The following is a 19,568-nucleotide window of genomic DNA, read 5'->3' as shown; positions in this document are numbered from 1 at the left end:
CCCGAGTCCGCGGTACGGGACGGCGCGATACCGCGCTTCCTGCTTTGGCACCCGGGTCTTCGACTAGCATCCGACCATAGTAAACGGGGCGCACCGGACACTCGGACACGAGACGGGCCGCGAACGGCGCTCGATGGCCTCGCGCGTGGGTGGTCGCGAAAGCGGCGAACTCACTATTCGAAGCCGAAGTAGGTGCTAGCCGAGGGAAGTGAGGTTCCCGACGTGAAAACCGCCGATCCTCTACTCCGGTAGGGGTGTACTGCCCTCCCCGCTGAACAGCCCCGGCGGGGAGGGCATCCCTATACCTTGGACCATCGAAGGACGCGCTCACACCGGAGCGACACCTTCGCAGACCAGCCACCCCAGAGCCAGACAACCCAGCAGGAGCGGGACGTGAGCAGCGAAAAGATCCAACGCGTCGGCATTATCGGCGCCGGCCAGATGGGCGCAGGAATCGCGGAGGTGTGTGCCAGGGCGCACGTCGACGTGCTGGTGTACGAGCAGACGCGGGAACTGGCCGCCGCGGGCCGCGCACGCATCCTGCGTTCCCTCGATCGCGGCGTGAGCAGCGGCAAGATCACCGAGCGCGAGCGCGAACAGGCCGCCTGGCGTCTGCGGTTCACCTCCGACCTCGGCGACTTCGCCGACCGCCAGCTGGTGGTCGAGGCGGTGCTCGAGGACGAGAAGGTCAAGACGAGCATCTTCGCCGAACTCGACAAGGTCGTCACCGACCCCTCCGCCGTGCTGGCCTCCAACACGTCGTCCATCCCGATCATGAAGATCGCGGTCGCCACGGCGAACCCCGAGCGCGTGGTCGGCATGCACTTCTTCAACCCGGTCCCGGTGCTGCCGCTCGTCGAGCTGGTCACCACGCTCAAGACCAGCGAGTCGGTCTCCACGCGGGCCGAGGCCTTCGCGGGCGAGGTGCTCGGCAAGCAGGTCGTGCGCTCGGCCGACCGCTCCGGCTTCGTGGTCAACGCGCTGCTGGTGCCGTACCTGCTGTCGGCGATCCGCATGGTCGAGTCCGGCTTCGCCACCAAGGAGGACGTCGACAAGGCGATGGTGCTCGGCTGCGCCCACCCGATGGGCCCGCTGGCGCTGACCGACCTGGTCGGCCTGGACACGGTCAAGTCCATCGCCGACTCCATGTACAGCGAGTTCAAGGAGCCGCTGTACTCGGCCCCGCCGCTGCTCATGCGCATGGTCGAGGCGGGACTGCTCGGCAAGAAGACCGGCGCCGGCTTCTACCAGTACAGGGCCTGATTTGCAGCGCCTGCGGCGCTGCGTGTTCGCGGCCCCTGGGAGTCTCGCGTCCGAGCGTCCGCTGCTCGCGCCTGCGGCGCATGCGCAACGGACACTCGGACGCGAGACGGGCCGCGAACGGTGCTCGTAAGACTCGCACCCGACTGGGTCACGTCGGCGAGTTCCGAACGATCGACCGACGCAACGGCACGCGACTGGTGAGAACGGCACCGGCAGACCTCGATGCGGAGTCGATCAGAAGTTGGTGAAGCCGTGCCGGTGACGGCAATCGGCATAAGCTGCACAACAGCCGGGCCATGTCGACGGCTCGGCTGGGTATCCAGAGCGCAGCGCTGGATCGTCCCGTCGATCTCGGCGGGCCGCGCAGGTGATCGAAAGGGGTTGTCCCGCTCATGGTGAACGTGACCGACGGCTACGGGTCGAGCATTCTCGGCTATCCCAGGATCGGGCCGCACCGCGAGCTCAAGCGGGCGCTGGAGGCCTACTGGCACGGTTCGCTCGACCGCGAAGAACTGCTGGCGGTGGGTCGCGAGATCCAGGAGACCCAGTTCAACGAACTGGCCGCCACCGGACTGACCCAGGTGCCGGGCAACACCTTCTCCTTCTACGACCACGTGCTGGACAACGCGCTGCTGTTCGGCGCGGTGCCCAGGCGGTTCGAGCCCTACCGCGACGGACTGCACCCGCTGGACTTCTACTTCCTGATGGCGCGCGGCCGCCCGGATCTGCCGCCGCTCGAGCTGGTCCGCTTTTTCGGCACGAACTACCACTACCGCCAGCCGGAAGTGGACGCGGGCACCGAGTTCTCGCTGCACCCCGAGGCGCTGCTCGACGAATTCGACCGCGCGAAGGCGGTCGGCATCGAACTGCGGCCGGTGGTCATCGGCCCGGTGTCGCTGCTGCTGCTGTCCAAGGCCGGGCACATCCCCGGTGAGTCCGGCGGATTCGACACCCTCAGCCTGCTGGACAAGCTGCTACCGGTCTACGAGGAACTGTTCGAGATCCTCGCCAAGCGTGGCGCCACCTGCGTGCAGCTGGACGAGCCCGCGTTCACCAGCGAGCGCACGCCCGCCGAGCTGGCCGCGTTCGAGGCCGCCTATCACCGCTTGGGCAAGGCCCCGCTGCGCCCGCGCATCCTTGTCACCGGACAGTACGGCGATTTCGGCGAGGCGCTGACCATCCTGGCGGGCAGCAATATCGAGGCGATCGGTCTCGACCTGGCCAGCTACCGGATGCGCCCGGAGGATCTCGCCAAGGTGCCCGGCATCCGCCGCAAGCGCCTGTACGCGGGTGTGATCAGCGGTCGCAACGTGTGGCGCGCGGACCGCTACGTCACGCTGGAATACCTCAACGAACTGGCCCAGGTGTGCCCGGACCTGGTCGTCTCGACCGGGACCACGCTGCTGCACGTGCCCTACGACCTGCTGATCGAATACGACATCGAGGGGCACGTCGCCGACCGGCTCGCATTCGCGAAACAGAAGGTGGGCGAGGTGGTCTCGCTCGCGAAGGCGCTCACCGAAGGCCCGTCGGACAAGTGGCGCAAGCGCCCCACCGAGGTGCACTTCAAGCAGAAGCACGCGGTGCGGCAGCGGGTCTACGCCGTCACCCCGGACATGCGCTCGCGGGAGCCCTACGAGGTGCGCCGCGAAGCCCAGCAGCGCAAGCTGAACCTGCCGCCGGTGCCCGCGACCACGCTCGGTTCCTTCCCGCAGACCGACCGCATCCGCCAGGCGCGCTACGAACTCGGTGAGGGCCGGTTGTCCTACGAGGAGTACCGCAAGCGGATCGAGGCCGAGATCGAGGCGACGATCCGGTTGCAGGAGGACATCGGCCTCGATGTGCTGGTGCACGGCGAGCACGAGCGCAACGACATGATCCAGTACTTCGCCGAGCTGCTCGACGGCTTCGCGACCACCCGCTTCGGCTGGGTGCAGGTGTACGGATCCCGTTGTGTGCGGCCGCCGATCATCTACGGCGATGTGTCGCGCCCGGCGCCGATGTCGGTGGAGTGGATCAGCTACGCGCAGTCGCTGACCGACAAGCCGGTCAAGGGCATGGTCACCGGGCCGGTCACCATGATCGCCCGATCCTTCGTCCGGCAGGACCAGCCGCTGCACGAGACCGCCGACCAGGTGGCGCTGGCCATCCGCGACGAGGTGGTGGACCTGGAGAAGGCGGGCATCGCGATCATCCAGGTCGACGAACCGGCGATCCGGGAGATGCTGCCGCTGCGCCCGGAGGGTCGCGCCGAATACCTGCGCTGGGCGATCGGCGCGTTCCGGTTGGCCACCTCCGGGGTGCAGGCCGAGACGCAGATCCACACGCACATCGGATATTCCGGCCGCGCCGAGGTGGTGGAGGCGATCGAGGAACTCGACGCGGACGTCACCGCGATCGTGGCGACCCGATCGATCGAGTGGGTGCTGCGGGCGCTGAAGGACGACTGCGCCTCCGGGCACGGGCTCAGTCACGGCGTCGGCCCCGGCGTGTACGAGAGCCGGTCCGCGCGCATCCCGGACATCGATGAGCTGGACGAACTGCTCACCGCGGCGGCCGAAGCGGTGACGCCGCAGCGGCTGTGGGCCAATCCGGACGGCGGTCTGAAGACCCGGCACTACTGGCAGCTCGAGCCGTCGTTGCGCAATATGGTCGCCGCGGCGCGCCGCGTACGCAGGCGGGCGGAGTCCACCGACTGAGGCGGAACCGGACACCGAGGGCCGTCTTCGTTCGACCGGACGGGGATGGCCCTCGATCTTTCTCGCCGAATTTCAGTACAGTTCGTACTGTATCGTTCAGGGTATGCATACGGACGACAACTGGCCCGACACCCTGCGCGTCGCGCAGGTCCGGGTCGCCCGCCCCACCGACCGGCTCGACGAGGTGGTGCGCTTCTACGTCGACGGACTCGGGCTACGCGAGCTCTACCGATTCCAGAACCACGCCGGTTACGACGGGGTGATGCTCGGGTTGCCAGGAGCCGGATACCACTTGGAATTCACCACGCATGTGGACGGCAGTCCCGGCGAAGCGCCGAGCGAGGAGAACCTGTTGGTGCTCTATTTCGCGGGTGAGTCGGACATGTACGACGTGGCACAGCGGCTCGGTGAGTTCGGCGTCGAACCGGTGCCCGCGGAGAACCCGTACTGGACGGACAACGGCGGCTTGACCTTTCCCGATCCGGACGGCTGGCGGGTCGTCCTGATGCCGCGCCCGGTCTTCTGATGGCGGGACGAACCCGCGACGACCGCATCGACGCCGCGGTGCTCGGCGCCGCGCGTGAGTTGCTCGACGAGGTCGGATACGCCGACCTGTCCATCGGTCAGGTCGCGGGCAGGGCGGGCCTGCACCGGCCCGCGATCTACCGTAGGTGGCCGTCGAAGCGGCACTTGGTGGTCGACGTGGTGGCCGGTCTGCTCGGCCTGCGACCGGCTCCGGATACCGGCGACCTCCGCGCCGACCTGACCCGCGCCATGCGCGATCTCGTCACCGCACTGCGCGACACCTCGCTGCACCGGGTGCTGCCCGCGCTGGTCGCGGACCTGGCGGGCGACGAGCGGTTGCGCGCCCACTTCCTGGCCACCGTCTTCGAACCGCGACGGCAAACCACGGCGACGGCCCTGCGCTCGGCCATCGCGCGCGGCGAAGTGGACCCCGGCATCGATGTGGATTTCGTGCTGGACTCGGTCGCCGCGCCGATCTACTACCGCGCGTTGTTCGGACACCTGCCGCTGACGGACGAACTCGCCGAACAGTCGGTCGCCGCGGTGCTCAGCGCGATCGCCCGCTGACGGCGGGCAGCGCGCTCAACGTGGCGAGCAGGTCGGTGGCGGCGTCGGCCACCGCGTCGGCCTCGGTGACGGCCAGCGCGGCCGCCGTGGCGGCCCGCACATGTGGCAGCAGCGCCAAGCAGTCCGCGGCCGCGGCGCGGTCGGCCGGGGAGAGTTCGGCGTCGTCCTCGGCGGCGGATTGCCATGCCGCGGTGGCGATCACCTCGTGCAGCCAGTTGAGCAGTTCCACCCGCAGCGGTTGCGGCTCGCGCAGCCAGGCGCGGGCGTAGGTCACCTCGGTGCGCTCGTGCAGCAGGGCACCCAGCACGACTTCGGCGGCGGGCGCCGTGACGGAGTAGATCGACCCTTGATGCAGGACGGCGGAGAACAGGAAGACGACCCCGCGCACCTGGTCGTCGACATCCGCGCCGATCAGATCGGCGAGCATGGCCGGAGCGTCGCTCGCGGACCCGTGGGCGTGCTCCAGCGCCGCCCAGTCCGTCTCGCGCAGCAGGGTCGCGGCGCGCTCGTGGTAGGTCGGAGCGAGCGCGGCCGCCGCCCGGGAGCGGGCTTCGGCATCCGCCGAATCCAGCGCACGCTGGAACGCCGCCAGCGCCACGTCCGGTTCGCCGAGCCGCTCGCTGAACACCCCGACCTCGAAGCTGGCCCGCGCGGCGACCGCGGGATCGTCCGATTCGGCCATGGACCGGCTGACTTCCCTGGCCCCCGCCCAATCGCCCGCCTCGCCGAGATGCTGCACCAGATCGCCCGCGACGATCAGCGCCTGGTCCCCGGGCCAGCCGTCGATCACGGAGCGGTAGGCGGCCTTCACGCCCGCGAGGTCGTCCTCGGTGCGCAGGAGGTAGGCCAGGTTGGACAGCGCCAGCCGGGCGATATCGCCGGGTCCGGCGTCGATGGCGTGCTGGTAGGCCGTGCGCGCCGCGTCCGAGTCGCCGCGCTTGGCCCGCGAGTAGCCGAGATTGATCCAGGCCCGTGGTGCGGCGTCGGCATGGCCGGACGCGGCGGCGCGCTCGTACATCGCTTCGGCCGCCGCGGTGTCGCCGCGCTCGGCCAGCAGCAGGCCGAGATTGTAGGCCGCGCGCGGCGCCGCGTCTTCGTGGCCGGAGTCGACCGCGACGTGGTAGGCGCCTTCCGCGGCCGGTTTGTCACCCGAGGCGCTCAGCAGCCCGCCCAGCTCCGCGGCGGCCAGCGGAGCCCAGTTCGGATGACCGGAGGCGATCGCGATCTGGAACGCCTCGCGCGCGGCCGCCAGGTCGTTGCGCCTGCGGTGCATCTTGCCGAGGTCGAAGGCGAGGTCCGGCGGCCGCTTCAGCATTGTTCCCATCCAGCCTCGGCACCGAGTGGTGCGAATCGTTTCCGAGAAGTTCTACATCGGCGCGCGATCCCTGGCTACCCAAGGCGTGGGATACGCCGGTCACCGGCGTGGACTCATTCCGCGGGCGGGTTGTGACGGCCCGCCAAGCGGAGGGTCAACTGCCTTGCGAACTTTCGGCGCCGCTTGGGCGGACCCGTGCTCTCGATGTCGGCCTCCACATCCGCGGGGACGTCGTAGCGGCGGATGTACGCACCGGCGAACGCCTGCACCGTCGCGGTGACCGGGATGGCAAGCAGTGCGCCGGTCGCGCCGCGCAGCGCGGCGCCCGCCAGCACCGCCCCGAACGCGACGGCCGGGTGCATGTCCAAGGTGGAGGCGGTGATGCGCGGTTGCAGGACGTAGTTCTCGAATTGCTGGTAGAGCACGATGAACCCGAGAATCCACAGCGCGGTGCTCGGGCCGTGCACGAGCCCGACGATCACCGGCAGCGCGCCGGCGAGATAGGTGCCGACCGTGGGGATGAACTGGGAGACCACGCCGACCCACAGCGCGAGGGCGAACGCGGACGGCACGTCGAGTACCCGCAGCATCACGTAGTGCGCCAGCGTCGAGACGAGGGCGAGCAGCCCGCGCGAGAAGATGTAACCGCCGGTCTTCGCCACCGCGATGTCCCACGCGCGCAATATGTGTCGCTGGCGCCGCGGCGGCAGCAGCGAACAGACGGCCGTGCGGATCCTGGGCCCGTCGGCGGCGAAGTAGTAGGTGAACAGCAGAATGCCGAGGCCCTGGAAGATCGCGCCGAGCGCGGCGGTGCCGATGCCCCACACGTTGCCCGCCAACCCGGTGAGGTAGCCCTCCAGGGTCGAGCTCCAGTCGGTGGCGTACTTCTGGATGTCGGTACTGGACAGATCCTGATGGAAGGTGTGGTTGATCCACTCCACGCCGCGGTCGGCGTATTCGGGGGCGTTCTTCACCAAGGTGGTGACCTGCTCGACCAGCAGGGCGCCCAGCGTCCAGAGGAAGCCGAAGACGAGGGCCGCCAGCACGAGGAACACCAATCCGGTCGCGGGACCACGCCGCATGCCGCGCCGCGCCAGCCAGTTCACCGCGGGCTCGATCGCGAAGGCGAGGAACAGCGAGACCAGCAGGACCGTCAGCAGGCCCTGTAGCCGCTCGAGCACCCAGAAGGCCGCCAGCAGCCCGGTGATCGTCGCCGCGGCGAGCAGGAACGCGCGCGGCAGCCACGGCGGCATGCCGGGGGCGCCGTCGGCGGGTGGCGTCTCGTCGTCATCCTGCACAGACACACCGCCAAGGTACCCACGCCGCGACCGGTTCGCGGCCGGACTTCGCGGGCCGCGCCGGTACGGCGAGCAGGCTCACATGGTCGAGACGTCGATGACGAACCGGTAGCGCACGTCGCTGGCCACGACCCGGTCGTAGGCGCCGTCGATCTCGTCGGCGGCGATCAGCTCGATCTCGGCGCCGATGCCGTGCTCGGCGCAGAAGTTCAGCATCTCCTGGGTCTGCGCGATGCCGCCGATCATCGAGCCCGCCAGCGAGCGGCGGTACCCGGCGAGGTTGAGCGGCTTGACGCTCATCGGGTTGTCGGGGAGGCCGAGGATCACCAGGGTGCCGTCCAGGTTCAGCAGCCGCAGGTAGTCATCGATCGGCAGGTCCGCCGACACGGTGTTGAGGATCAGGTCGAATCGGCCGCGCAGCTCGCGGAAGGTCTGCTTGTCGCTGGTCGCGTAGTAGGCGCTCGCACCGAAGAGTTTGCCGTCGTCCTGTTTGCTCAGCGAATGGCTCAGCACGGTCACGTCGGCGCCCATGGCGGCAGCCAGCTTCACCCCGACGTGGCCGAGCCCGCCCATGCCGATGACCGCGACCTTCTTGCCCGGTCCGGCGTTCCAGTGCCGCAGCGGCGAGTACAGCGTGACGCCCGCGCACAGCAGCGGCGCGGCCACATCCAGGCCGATCCCCTCGGGGATGGCGACGACGAAGTTCTCGGTTACCACGATCTGCGTGGCGTAACCGCCGAGGGTGTGCCCGCCGGGCTGCACCGCCGGGTCGACCGTGCTGTTGTAGGTCATGGTCGCGCCCGCGGTGCAGTACTGCTCCTCGTCGGCCAGGCAGGGCGCGCAGACCCCGCAGGAATCGACCATGCAGCCGACGCCGACGCGGTCGCCGACCTGATGCCTCGTCACCGCGGCCCCGACCGCGGCGACCACGCCCGCGATCTCGTGGCCCGGCACGCAGGGGTAGCGGGTTCTGCCCCACTCGTTACGGGCGGTGTGGATATCGGAGTGGCAGATGCCCGCGAATTTTATGTCGATCAGCACGTCGTGCGGGCCCAGGTCCCTGCGTTGGATCGTGACCTTCTCGAACGAGCCATCAGGGGTGGACAGGGCGTAGGCGGCGGCAGTGCTCATGAGGACATGCCTACCGTCGCATGGGTGCGATTGCCAACTGTGACACGGAAAAGACCCGATCACGGCACATTTTCTGGCGCGGTCGCCGGATCGATGATCTTCGGCGGCGTTCTCCGGCGACAATGGATTCGGTGAGCGGTTCGGCCGAGGCGGGAGTGCCATGGACGAAGAACGGCAACAGTGGACCGGAGCGCGGCGCACGCCGCGTGGTGGCCGGGTGTTCGTGCTCGTCGTCACCCTCGTGCTCGCGGTCGCCGCGTTCCTCGGATATCGCGGCGAACCGGCCGGTAGCGACCGGCCCGGCCCCGCCGGGACCGCGGCCCCGGTCGCGTTCGCTCCGCCCGAGCCGCTCGACCTCGGGCTCGTCACCGCGGCGGTGCGACCGGCGCTGGTCAACATCAATGCCTCGACCGAGCGGTCCGGGCCCGGCGCGGCGGGATCCGGCATCGTCCTCACCGCCGACGGCGAGGTGCTCACCAGTCATCACGTGGTCAAGGGCGCCGACACCGTGACCGTCACCGACGTGGGCAACGGCAAGGTCTACGACGCGGAGGTGCTCGGCTACGACGCCGAGGCCGACATCGCGCTGCTCGACCTGGCCGCGGCCACCGAACTGCCCACCGCGACCATCGGCACGTCGGCCGGACTGCGCGTGCGCGAGGAGGTCCTGGCGATCGGCAACGCGGGCGGGACCGGCGGCACGCCGACCGCGGTGCACGGCCCCCTCACCGACCTGGACACCGCGATCGTGGCGGTCAACGCCGCCGATCTGTCGCGCAAAGCGCTCAACGGGATGCTGGAGGTCGCGGCGGCGGTGACGGCGGGACAGTCCGGGGGAGCGCTGGTCGATCGGAAGGCCTCCGTGGTCGGCGTCATCGCGGCGGCGTCGGGCGAGGGAGCGCGGGCGGCCGACCACCCGGCCAACGGCTACGCGGTGCCGATCGACGCCGCGATGCGGGTGGTCGATCAGATTCGCTCCGGCACCCCGACCGACACCGTGCACATCGGGCCCACGGCCACTCTCGGCGTGCTGGTCTCCAACGCACTGCCGGTCGGTACCGGAGCCCGGGTGGACGCGGCGCTGTACGGGTTGCCCGCCCATGTCGCCGGTCTGGCCGCCGGTGACGTGATCACCTCGATCGACGACCGCACCGTCACCAACGCGCAATCCCTGCGCAGTGCGCTGAACACACACAAGCCCAACGACACCATTCGTTTGGGCATCACCGGCGCGAGTGGGCGGCGCACGGTGCCGGTGGCGCTGGTCGCAGGCCCGCCGAACTGATCCGGATCAGACCAGCGACAGCCAGTAATCCTGGAAGCGCAGGAACACCAGCAGCAGCACGACCGCGAAGAACAGCGCGACGAGCGTCCAGCGCCATTCGGCGAGCACGCCGAGCGGACCACGGGAACGCCCCCACAGCTGATCGGTGCTCACCGCGAGCAGCGGCGTGATGATCGCCCAGACCACCATGCAGTACGGGCACAGCGCGTTGATCCGGTACAGGCTTTCGAAGATCAGCCAGCAGACGAAGCCGAGCCCGAGCAGGTTGCCCAGCCACAGCCCACCCCAGACCCACCGCGGGAAGCCGACCCCGGCCACCGACAGCGCGGCCAGCGTGACGACGACCGTGAACCCGACGATGCCCATCAAGGGGTTGGGGAACCCGAAGACCGCGGCCTGGTCGGTCACCATCACCGACCCGCAGGACAGGATCGGGTTGATGCTGCACGACGGCGTGTAACCGGGATCGGTGAACAGCTTGAACCGTTCCACGGTCAGCGCCACCGCGGCCAGCCAGCCGGCCAGCCCGCCGATCAACAGGACCCAGGCGGCTCGGGGCCCCGCGGTGATCATTGCCCCGCGGCGGCGCTGATCACGGGGGCGAGAGCGCCGGGGCCGAAGATGTCCTGGCTGGACTCGATCTTCTTGCCGTTGACGAACACCGAGGGGGTCGACTGGATGCCGCTTCCCAGCACTTCCTTGGTGTTGGACTGGATGTACTTGTCGTACTTGTGGTCGGTGATGCACTGGGCGACCGCGTCGTCGGTGTAGCCCGCGCTCTTGGCGATCTGGACCAGCTGGTCGTCGGACAGACCCGCGCCGCCCTCCGGCGGCTGCTGCGCGAACATCGTCTTCAGCCAGGCCTGGTATTTCGACGGGTCGGCCTCGGCGACGCAGTAGGCGGCGTTGGCCGCGCGCGAGGAGTACCGCGTGGTAGAGGCCTTGTCCAAGAAAGCGATCACGTTGTATTCGACGACCGCCGTGCCGTTGGCGACCGCGTCCTCGAGCACCTGTCCGTTGGCCGCCTCGAAGGCCTTGCAGGCGGGGCACTGGAGGTCGGCGACGACGCGCACGGTGACCTTCGCGTCCGGCTTGCCGATCCGGACGGCGCCGTTGTCGGTGATCGAGGCGGGCACTGCGCCCGCGTTCGTGGTGGCGGTCGCCGCGATGGACGGAGCGGGGCCGGGATCGTCGTTGCGGGCCTTCTTCACCGCGATACCGATGCCGATCGCCGCGATCAGCGCGACGAGCACGGCGGCGACGGCCACCTGGATCAAGATCTTGCGGTTGCGGTCGGCGCGTTCCGCCGCCAGCAGCGGGTTCGACTTCCCACCCTGGTTTTTGCTCACCGTGCGCTCACCACGCCTTTCGCTCGCCGGACGATTCCTGCCGTCACGATCGTAGATGCGCAAGCCACTTGCCCGCGTGATCGGCCCGCAGTGGTCATCATCGTCGGCTTACCTGAGAGATTCCGAAACATTTGTCCCGCCACCGGTGATACCGATCGAATCACGCCGGCGGCGATATGGTCAGCGCGGTTCGATGCGTGGTTCCATCGCAAGTCGACTTGCGATGGAAGGCGGGAGTGACATGGAGCAGGTGGTGGCGTCCGGACGCTGGCGTGGCGAGGCCCGCGGTGCGGTCGCGGTGTTCCGCGGGATTCCCTACGCGCGGGCCGAGCGGTTCGGCGCGCCGCAGCCGGTCGAGGCCCATGAGGGGGTGTACGACGCGACGCGCCGGTACGCCATCGCACCGCAGTTGCCGGGACGGCTCGAGGACGTGATGGGGCGGGCGGAGGCCCTGGAGCAATCGGAGGACTGCCTCGCCCTCACCGTCACCACCCCGGTCGGTGCCGAACCGGGCAGCTGTCCGGTGCTGGTGTGGCTGCACGGCGGCGCCTATCTCGCGGGCAGCGGGCAATGGAACCTGTACGACGCGGACCGGCTGGTGCGGCAGACCGGCATCGTGGTGGTGTCGGTGAGCTACCGGCTCGGCGTGCTGGGCTACCTCCGCGCACCGGGCGTCTCGGCGGGGAATCTCGGTTTGCGCGACCAGATCGCTGCGCTGCGGTGGGTGCGGGAGCACATCGCCGAGTTCGGCGGCGATCCGGAACGCGTCACCGTGTCGGGACAGTCGGCGGGCGCGCAGTCGGTCGTCGCGCTGCTGGGGATCGCGGAAGCGAGGCGGCTGTTCGCCCAGGCGATCGTGCAGAGCGCACCGTTCGGCGTCGGCTTCCAGAGCCATCGGAGGGCCGAGCGGGTCGGGGCGATGTTCCTCGCCGAACTCGACGCCGATCCGCGCACCGCTCCGGTACCCGACCTGCTCGCCGCGCAGGGACGTACGGTCCGCAGGGTGGCCGGGCCCGCCGCGCTGAACCCCGCCCCGCCCTTCTTGCCCGTAGCCGACGCCGGCCCACTGCCGGACCCGCACGCTTGGCGGCAGGCGGTACGAGACGCGGCCACCGATCTGCCGGTGGTGCTCGGGTGCACGGCGGAGGAGTCGCGAGCGTTCTATGGCGGCCCGCATCCGGTTTTCGGCAGGTTACGGCGACTGCCGGTGACGGGCGCGCGGCTCGACGCGGCGGTACAGCATCTCATCGGGCGAAAGGCGTTCGAGCAGGGGTTGTTTCGCCGACGAACTGGCCGATGCCGGGGCGCGGGTGTACTGCTACCGCGTGGGACAGCTTCATCCCGAGAATTCTTACGGCGCCTGCCACTGCATCGATCTGCCGCTGCTGTACGCCGACGGCGACACCTGGCACGACGCTCCGATGCTCGCCCCCCTGACCACGGCGGAGATCGACGCGCTCGGCCACCGAACTCGGGACTATTGGGGCGAATTCGTGCGCACCGGACGGATCGCCGACACCGGCTGGACGCCCCACCGTCCCGGCTCGCGTATCGTCCGGCAGCTGCCCTGAGCAGGCACGCGCGTAAGCGGCGAACTCGCGGATCCCGCCCGAAGCGGCCGCGGAGCCGAGGGCGCAACGCGGTGACCTAGGCCTGCTCCAGGCGCCGCTTCTGCTGCTCGACGTCGAACGTCGGCAAGGGCCAGTCCAGTTCGAGCCGTTCCAGGGCCGCGATCAGCAGTTCGGTGACCGCGAGCCGGGAGAACCACTTGCGGTCGGCGGGCACCACGTGCCAGGGCGCGTACTCGGTGGACGTGCGGTCCAGCATCGCCTGGTAGGCCTCCTGATAGGCGGGCCAGTACGCGCGCTCGTCGATGTCGGCCGGGTTGAACTTCCAGAACTTGTCCGCGCGTTCCAGCCGCTCGGCCAGCCGCCTCTTCTGTTCGTCCAGCGAGACGAACATGGCCACCTTCACCAGCGTGATGCCCTCGTCCACCAGCTCCCGCTCGAACGCGTTGATCTCGTCGTAGCGCGGCTCCCACACCGTCGGCGGCACCAGGTTGTGCACCCGCACCACGAGCACGTCCTCGTAGTGCGAGCGATCGAATACGCCCAGCTGACCCGCGCGCGGCAGCGCCTCGCGGATGCGCCACAGATAGTGATGGCGCTGCTCCTCTTGCGTCGGCACGCCGAACGCGGCGTGATCGACGCCCTGGGGGTCGACCGAACCGATGACGTGCCGGACGATGCCACCCTTGCCCGCGGTGTCCATGCCCTGCAAGACCAGCAGCACGCTGCGCCGGTCGCCGGAACGGCCGTTGGCGTACAGCTTCTCCTGGAGATCCGACAGCACCTGGCTGCGTTCGGCGAGCAGTGCGACGCCCGCCTTCTTGCCGCCGGTGAACCCCGGCGTCCCGGAGGTGTCCAGCTCGGCTACTCGCAAGCCGTCGGCCTTCATGGCCTCGGCAGGACACACCGTCCACTGTTCAGGCATAGCCCCACCCTAACCACGCGGCAGTTCGGCCCGGTCACACTTGCGCGAGCCGCAGCAGCTGGGTGGCGAACTCCTCGTCCGACACGGGGGTGAGGGCGAGATCGTGCGCGGTGGTGAGCAGGTAGCGACCGTCGCCGGTGAAGTCCAGCCAGGTGCGATGGCGGGTGGGCGGAGACATCGGGTTCTCGGGCTCCACCGTGACGGTGATGAAACCGCGCCCGTCCACCGGCTTGCGCAGTGTCTGACGGAATTTCGCCGCGCCGCGATGGCCATTGGTGACGAACGGCTCGGTGCGGTCGGGGCTGAGCACGGCGTCCTGCGGCTCGCGCATCGGGGCGAGCTTGCCCGGCCGCGCCGAACCGATGATCTGCACCAGCCGTTCGCCTATGGCACGGGCATGGCACATCTGTACGGTCACCCGGTCCGGGGTGGCGACCAGGATGCCCGCGTGGTTGTGCACCACCGCGGCGAACGCGAGAATCCGTTCGGTCTCGCTTTCGCTCCCATTGCGCGCGAGGGCGGAGCGTTCGCCGGAGACGGTGATGGTGGTCGCGTCGTTGCGCGCGCAGAGCACCAGCGCGGCGGCCAGGTCGGGCTCGGCCTGCCGGGCGAAGCGCTGCGGCAAACGCAAGGCGTGGTACTCCGATTCGGTCCGCGCCGTGGCCGAGGGGACCATGTTGACCGGGTATGGCCTACGGTCCAGGCTCGTTTCGTTCGTCCAGACATGCGTGAATTCGTCCGGGGTCAGCACCCATTTCACCGTGCGCCGCCTCCGCGGACGGAATTCGGATCGCCGGATGCGTTGTCGGCGGCCGAACCTTGGTGCGGCCGGGGGAATCGGGGAACGCGGTCGCCGGTGGCCGGCATCGTCGGGGTGTAGACGTAGGTCATCGTGTCCCGGACATCCGCCTCGATGTCTGCCGCCGCACTATCGTGTTCCATCCTACGTTTTCCACCGTAAACCGCTTCGGCGGCCGGGTCCGCCAGCGGCCGATACCGCTGCGGCGGCGCGATCGCGCCCCGGACCGTTTGCGCGGCATCGCTATTCAACTCCATCAGCCGAGCGACCGCCCGGCACACGTCCTGCGCGTCCCCGCCCGCGCGGACGAACTGCCTGGTCGCGCCCACAGCGGCGTCGGCAGCGCGGCCGGACCAGCGCGCGAATTCCCGGTTGGTGGCATCGGAGAAGGCTTGGAACGCCTCGGCCACCGCGGCCGCGTTGGCCTGCCATGCCTCGGCGATCCGGCCCAGCGCCGCCGGGTCGAGCGCTTCGTGCACCAGATCCCAGATCTGCTGATGGGTGTATGCGCCGAACAGTTCCCGATCCGGCGCGTAGGCGGGATCGGTCGCTCCGTCGGCGAATCCGGCCAGCTCCTGCCGGATGTCGTCGGCGGCGGCACGTGCCGCGGAGTCTGCCATCCGTCGTCCCCCTCAGTCGGTCCCGGCGCGCGGGTGCGTGCTCAACTGGGCTCCAGGTATTCGGCGATCAGCCGCAGCGCGGCCTGATTCGCCGCCTCGGCGTCGGCCAGCCGGTTGGCCGCGGCGAGATACGCCGCCTTGAACAGCAGCGCCGTCTCCTGGAACGCCGCCAGGGTGTCCAGGTACTGCCGTCCTTTCGCGGCGAAACCGCGGGACAGGCCGTGCCCGGTGGGCAGGTCGGGAAAGCCGGTCACCTCGGTGACGAGGTGTTCCCCGGCCATCGCACGACGTAGATCGTCGACCAACTTGTCGCACGCGGCGGCCAGATTCTCCGCGACCGCCGTGTCCAGCTCGAACTTCTCGCCCCCGCCCGCGCCCATGGCCGCCGCGTACAGCTCTCGCGCCGTCCCCTGTCCGGTATCGGGTACCGCCACGTGGAAGCCCCCTTCCGCTCGGTCCTGTTCGTACCGCGCTGTACTGGATCCGCACTTTACCGCTCGGTTCAGCGCGGCGGACCGGCTCGGTATGTGCTTGTGCCGAGCACCCGGTACTCGGATCCGCCGTTGTTACACTGACCAGCGGTCCGAGGGGCGGTGTCCGCAGGGGAAGGCGACCGGTGGCCGAAAACGATGACGTAGTCCCGAAATACCTGCAGATCTCGGGTCATATCCGTGCGCTGATCGAATGCGGTGAGCTGGCGCCCGGCGCCGAGGTGCCCTCGGAGCGGGAGCTCGCCGCACGCTGGAAGGTGGCCCGGCCCACCGCCGCCAAGGCGCTGAATACGTTGCGCCAGCAGGGGATCGTCCGGTCCCGCCGCGGATCGGGCACCTATGTGGCCGAACAGCCTGTGCTGCTGCGGGAGAGTGCGCCCCGGTACGGACCGTCTTCGCCCGAGAGCCGGTCGGTGACCGTGCTGCGAGCCGGAGTGGTGGAAGGGCCGCGGGAGGTCACCGAGCCGCTCGGCCTGCCCGCTCGCAGTTCGGTGATCGTGCGAAAGACGTCGCATGAGGACATATCCGGATATGCCCGACTGGCCACCTGCTGGTATCCGGGAGGTTTCGCCGAAACCGTACCCCTGTTGCTCGAATCCGAGGCCGTGCCCGGGGGAGTCGCACGGTATCTGGAAGACGCGACCGGACGCGCTCTCACCGTCGTGCGCGAGAGCGTCGGCGCCCGGCTGGCCACCGACGACGAACGCCGCCACCTCACGCTTCGGCACCCGGCGGCGGTGCTGGTCGTGCGCCGCCTCGGTCTGGACGCTCATGGCGTCCCGCTCGAGTACCGCGAGACCGTCCACCCGCCCGGCCGGTGGATCATGCCGCACGAGTATTTCACCAGCTCAACGGCCGATTCCCGCCGTTGACACCCCGCTGCCGCAACTGGCATAGTCCACTTGTCGGAAGTGTCGAAGGGTGGGAGGGGCGATGTCCGATCGGTTGACCGTCGGCGGCTGGGTGATCGTGGGGGAGCAATGCTCGGTCCGCCTCGCCCCGGTACCGCGCGAGGACTACCTCGCGTTCGTCTTCGAGAGCAGCGGAACCGAATTCGAATTGGCCCTGGCCCCCGCGATCCTGCACCGCATGGTCGATCTCGGCTCCGGGCCGCCGGTGCCGTGAGGCCGAGGCGCGGTGCTTCACCGGTGCGTCACGCCGGTGCCTGCAGCACCAACTGATCCCAGGGCCGGGGTGGGTATTTGAAGATGGATGCGCGCATCAGATGCGTCACGAACTCCTCGCGGTCTGGATCCCACAGCACCACTCGCTGATTGGTCACTTCGTCATCGGTGGGAGTGCTGCGATACATCTCGAGGAAGACGGGTTCGATCTGGCAAGCTTGCACGATCTCGTCGATCCGGCGCTGCGGCACGGCTCCGGGCGCAAGGGTCCCGAACGCCGCGGCCATGAGCCGGGCCCGCAGGTTCCAGTTCGCGATGACCTTGCGCGCGAGCGGATCGGTGAACATCCAGACGATGAGACTCGCTGGTTGCTCGGCGTCCGGCGGCGCCGGGGTGAGTCCTGGAAAGCGATCGAGAAAAGGTCTGTTGCAACCTATAGGTCGAACGTTATGCGATCGTGGCAGCAAGCCGGGTCGAGGATGCGGTCGAGGCCGGTCTGATCTTCATCGGTCCAGACCGGTGGCACGCTCGACCAGTCGAGCGTTTCGAGTGGCGCCTTGGCGGACAAGGAACGGAGTCGCTGAATCACCGCGATGAACCGCTGGCGCTTCCAGTTCGGCACGCCGACCGCTTCGAACCACAGCCGCAGCGCCTCGCCGTCCGGTACGCGCACGCCGGTCTCCCAGTAGTGCACCAGTTGCCGGGAGACGTGGCAAGCTTCCGCGACTCGTGTTCTGCTCAGGTCGGCGGCCTCCCGCTCCGCGCTCATCAGCTCGCCGAGCAACTGGTGGACAGGCCTTCTGATTTCGTTTGCCACGGGCGCTCCCTCAACACGACGTGCGTGTACGACGGTGGTGACTCGGATCGTAAAACCCTCACCCTAGTGCGGCGTTTCGACAACGTGCTGAAAAAGTTGATCTTGTGAGTCAGGTAGGCGTCAACCCTCTGGTACGCGTATGCCGAGCTTTTCCTGGTGGTCTAAGCGTCGATGAAGAGGTCGTTGGCGAGCGCACCGGTGCCGGGGACGACCCGGTACCGGTCCAGGTCGGTACGGCCGTGAGAAGCGAGGACATCCTCGTCGAGCAGAAGCTGGCCGGTGTAGGTCGACGCGGGACTGGTCACGACCAGTAGGGCGGCATCGGCGCAGATGAAGGGATTGCGGGACGCGGTAACCGCTTCCTCGCCACCGAGCAGATTGCGCACCGCCGCGGTGTCGATTTTGGTCCGGGGCCACAGCGAGTTCACCCCGATGCCGTAGGACCGGAATTCGTGCGCCAAGCCGACGGTGGCGATGCTGACTCCGTATTTGGAGACGGTGTAGGCAACGCCGTTGCCGACGTGCTCGGGATTCATGTTGAGCGGTGGGGACAGCGTGAGGATGTGCGGGTTGCGCCCGGCTCGCGCCGAGGTGCGCAGGTGCGGCAGGGCCAGTTTGGACAGCAGGAACGGGGCGCGGAGGTTGACGGCCTGCATGTGATCGTAGCGCTGCATGCCGATCTGCTCGGCGCCGGTGAGATCGACCGATCCGGCATTATTGACCAGGATGTCGATGCCGCCGAAGCGCTCGACGACGCGATCGACCGCATCGGCCAGCGCCTTGTCGTCGCGTACGTCTGCGACCAGCGGGAGTACGTCACCGCCCGCGGCCGCCACGTCGGCGGCGGCGGTATGGATCGTGCCGGGCAGCTTCGGGTGTGGCTCCTGCGTCCGGGCGATCATCGCGACGTTCGCGCCCTCCGCCGCGAACCTGATCGCGATCGCCCGGCCGATGCCCCGGCTGGCTCCGGTGACCACAACGGTCCTTCCGCCGAGCAGATCCCCGGTCGAATCCTCTCGACCGGAGGCGGGCGTAGGTGCGGGGCTGTTCATAGCGAGTGGTCCTCTGGCAGGGATGCGTGAGCTTGTGGAGTGAGGCTAACCGGCATCTGTCGGGATCGGGAGGCGGTCGTTGTCCACAAGTTGTTTACACCCGCCTCGTTGACAACCCGATGCGCCGGCCCGAATGCTGCGTATCTATGCGTCGCTGCTCGGACACGCGTACGAAAAGAACGCAGTCACAACGGATTCGACGTACCTCCGACGAACCGATATGCCCCTTCCCTGGCTCGAAACCAGTTGGGAGGCGATGACTTCGAATTGCGGAAGGGGGGCTGGAATTGAACTGTCGGAATAAGGAAATGGGGTCCTCCTCAGCCCGCGTGCCGAGGCCGAGAACCGCAGATGACCGTGTGCGTTTCCTCGTGCTCGGTGAGTGCACCGATGTGGAGTTGTTGCAGGCGCATGTGAGTGGTCGGCGGCATGCGTTCGCCGAGTTGCTGCGCAGGCATAACGATCATTTGTGGCAGACGGCGTTGCGTACGTCGTATACGCGTGAGGACGCTGCTGATTCGTTGCAGGATGCGTTGTTGTCGGCGCATCGCACGGCGGGGGCGTTTCGTGCGGAGTCCCAGGTGCGTAGTTGGTTGCATGCGATCGTGGTGAACGCGTGCCTGGATCGGATTCGTCGTAACAAGACCAGGCGCGCGTTGTCGTTGTCGCCGGAGTCGATGCCCGAGCCGAGGGATGAGCGCGATGAGATGGCGGCGGTGGAGATGTCGATGGTCATCGAT

The 19,568-nt window shown here is 68.8% G+C and carries 20 protein-coding genes and 1 pseudogene; 9 read left to right on the top strand and 12 right to left on the bottom strand.

Going from position 1 to position 19,568, the window contains the following annotated elements:
• The first annotated feature begins 393 nt into the window (after nt 1-393).
• From ABZ420_RS34730 to ABZ420_RS34715, 4 genes are all read left to right on the top strand, one after another.
• Nucleotides 394-1,263 (top strand): 3-hydroxybutyryl-CoA dehydrogenase, encoded by an 870-nt coding sequence (locus ABZ420_RS34730; protein ID WP_357132067.1) that lies wholly within the window; start codon nt 394-396, stop codon nt 1,261-1,263.
• A 392-nt stretch (nt 1,264-1,655) separates the two neighbouring features.
• Nucleotides 1,656-3,962, top strand: a complete 2,307-nt coding sequence (metE, locus tag ABZ420_RS34725) for a 5-methyltetrahydropteroyltriglutamate--homocysteine S-methyltransferase (protein ID WP_357132064.1) — start codon at nt 1,656-1,658, stop codon at nt 3,960-3,962.
• 103 nt (nt 3,963-4,065) lie between these two features.
• Nucleotides 4,066-4,488, top strand: coding sequence for a VOC family protein (locus ABZ420_RS34720; protein ID WP_357132061.1), 423 nt, complete (start codon nt 4,066-4,068; stop codon nt 4,486-4,488).
• On the top strand, nt 4,488-5,054 hold the full coding sequence (locus tag ABZ420_RS34715) for a TetR/AcrR family transcriptional regulator (protein ID WP_357132058.1): 567 nt from the start codon (nt 4,488-4,490) through the stop codon (nt 5,052-5,054). Before ABZ420_RS34720 ends, ABZ420_RS34715 begins: the two co-directional genes overlap by 1 nt.
• Here ABZ420_RS34715 and ABZ420_RS34710 read toward each other — a convergent pair.
• The 3 genes from ABZ420_RS34710 to ABZ420_RS34700 all read right to left on the bottom strand — a co-directional run bounded on the left by ABZ420_RS34710 (nt 5,035) and on the right by ABZ420_RS34700 (nt 8,798).
• Entirely contained in the window at nt 5,035-6,378 is a 1,344-nt protein-coding gene (locus tag ABZ420_RS34710; RefSeq protein ID WP_357132055.1) for a tetratricopeptide repeat protein, read from the bottom strand. The two genes, ABZ420_RS34715 and ABZ420_RS34710, sit on opposite strands and share 20 nt — an antisense overlap.
• 104 nt (nt 6,379-6,482) lie before the next feature.
• Nucleotides 6,483-7,673 carry an AI-2E family transporter gene (locus ABZ420_RS34705; protein ID WP_357132052.1) on the bottom strand — a complete coding sequence of 397 codons (1,191 nt, stop codon included), beginning with the start codon at nt 7,671-7,673 and terminating at the stop codon, nt 6,483-6,485.
• A 72-nt stretch (nt 7,674-7,745) separates the two neighbouring features.
• Complete coding sequence (locus tag ABZ420_RS34700) at nt 7,746-8,798, bottom strand: NAD(P)-dependent alcohol dehydrogenase (RefSeq protein WP_357132049.1); 1,053 nt, start codon at nt 8,796-8,798, stop codon at nt 7,746-7,748.
• A 160-nt stretch (nt 8,799-8,958) separates the two neighbouring features.
• On the opposite strand from ABZ420_RS34700, the gene ABZ420_RS34695 reads away from it, so the two are divergent.
• Entirely contained in the window at nt 8,959-10,083 is a 1,125-nt protein-coding gene (locus ABZ420_RS34695) for a trypsin-like peptidase domain-containing protein (protein WP_357132046.1), read from the top strand.
• Between the two features lie 6 nt (nt 10,084-10,089).
• Here the strand turns inward: ABZ420_RS34695 and ABZ420_RS34690 are convergent, their stop codons facing one another.
• On the bottom strand, nt 10,090-10,656 hold the full coding sequence (locus ABZ420_RS34690; RefSeq protein WP_357132043.1) for a vitamin K epoxide reductase family protein: 567 nt from the start codon (nt 10,654-10,656) through the stop codon (nt 10,090-10,092).
• Nucleotides 10,653-11,432: a thioredoxin domain-containing protein gene (locus ABZ420_RS34685; RefSeq protein ID WP_357132040.1), complete on the bottom strand. Its 780-nt coding sequence runs from the start codon at nt 11,430-11,432 to the stop codon at nt 10,653-10,655. Before ABZ420_RS34685 ends, ABZ420_RS34690 begins: the two co-directional genes overlap by 4 nt.
• Nucleotides 11,433-11,673: 241 nt before the next feature.
• Here ABZ420_RS34685 and ABZ420_RS34680 point away from each other — a divergent pair.
• A pseudogene (locus tag ABZ420_RS34680) lies at nt 11,674-13,003 on the top strand (carboxylesterase family protein).
• A gap of 76 nt (nt 13,004-13,079) precedes the next feature.
• On the opposite strand, the gene ABZ420_RS34675 reads toward ABZ420_RS34680, so the two are convergent.
• The 4 genes from ABZ420_RS34675 to ABZ420_RS34660 are packed head-to-tail and all read right to left on the bottom strand — an operon-like array spanning nt 13,080 to nt 15,778.
• A complete protein-coding gene (locus ABZ420_RS34675) occupies nt 13,080-13,925 on the bottom strand; it encodes a polyphosphate kinase 2 family protein (protein ID WP_357132037.1) in 846 nt (281 codons plus the stop codon).
• A gap of 34 nt (nt 13,926-13,959) precedes the next feature.
• Nucleotides 13,960-14,676: an ESX secretion-associated protein EspG gene (locus ABZ420_RS34670; RefSeq protein ID WP_357132034.1), complete on the bottom strand. Its 717-nt coding sequence runs from the start codon at nt 14,674-14,676 to the stop codon at nt 13,960-13,962.
• Between the two features lie 5 nt (nt 14,677-14,681).
• Nucleotides 14,682-15,344 carry a hypothetical protein gene (locus ABZ420_RS34665; protein ID WP_357132031.1) on the bottom strand — a complete coding sequence of 221 codons (663 nt, stop codon included), beginning with the start codon at nt 15,342-15,344 and terminating at the stop codon, nt 14,682-14,684.
• 41 nt (nt 15,345-15,385) lie between these two features.
• Nucleotides 15,386-15,778, bottom strand: coding sequence for a hypothetical protein (locus ABZ420_RS34660; protein ID WP_040870502.1), 393 nt, complete (start codon nt 15,776-15,778; stop codon nt 15,386-15,388).
• 182 nt (nt 15,779-15,960) lie between these two features.
• Here ABZ420_RS34660 and ABZ420_RS34655 point away from each other — a divergent pair, with 182 nt between their 5' ends.
• Complete coding sequence (locus ABZ420_RS34655) at nt 15,961-16,707, top strand: GntR family transcriptional regulator (protein ID WP_357132028.1); 747 nt, start codon at nt 15,961-15,963, stop codon at nt 16,705-16,707.
• Nucleotides 16,708-16,768: 61 nt separating this feature from the next.
• The gene (locus tag ABZ420_RS34650) at nt 16,769-16,960 is read left to right on the top strand and encodes a hypothetical protein (protein ID WP_357132025.1); all 192 of its coding nucleotides are present in this window, start codon (nt 16,769-16,771) and stop codon (nt 16,958-16,960) included.
• A 28-nt stretch (nt 16,961-16,988) separates the two neighbouring features.
• Here the strand turns inward: ABZ420_RS34650 and ABZ420_RS34645 are convergent, their stop codons facing one another.
• The 3 genes from ABZ420_RS34645 to ABZ420_RS34635 all read right to left on the bottom strand — a co-directional run bounded on the left by ABZ420_RS34645 (nt 16,989) and on the right by ABZ420_RS34635 (nt 18,828).
• Nucleotides 16,989-17,306, bottom strand: coding sequence for a hypothetical protein (locus ABZ420_RS34645; RefSeq protein ID WP_357132022.1), 318 nt, complete (start codon nt 17,304-17,306; stop codon nt 16,989-16,991).
• An 86-nt stretch (nt 17,307-17,392) separates the two neighbouring features.
• On the bottom strand, nt 17,393-17,776 hold the full coding sequence (locus ABZ420_RS34640; RefSeq protein ID WP_357132019.1) for a helix-turn-helix transcriptional regulator: 384 nt from the start codon (nt 17,774-17,776) through the stop codon (nt 17,393-17,395).
• 161 nt (nt 17,777-17,937) lie between these two features.
• Nucleotides 17,938-18,828 (bottom strand): SDR family oxidoreductase, encoded by an 891-nt coding sequence (locus ABZ420_RS34635; protein ID WP_357132016.1) that lies wholly within the window; start codon nt 18,826-18,828, stop codon nt 17,938-17,940.
• Between the two features lie 359 nt (nt 18,829-19,187).
• Here ABZ420_RS34635 and ABZ420_RS34630 point away from each other — a divergent pair.
• On the top strand, nt 19,188-19,568 hold a 381-nt coding region (locus ABZ420_RS34630), incomplete at its 3' end, for a sigma factor (protein WP_357132013.1).

Origin of the sequence: Nocardia sp. NPDC005745, assembly GCF_040630775.1 — a bacterium.
GTDB lineage: Bacteria > Actinomycetota > Actinomycetes > Mycobacteriales > Mycobacteriaceae > Nocardia.
Note: the sequence above shows the minus strand (reverse complement) of the source record. Positions and strands in the feature narration are given on the sequence as shown.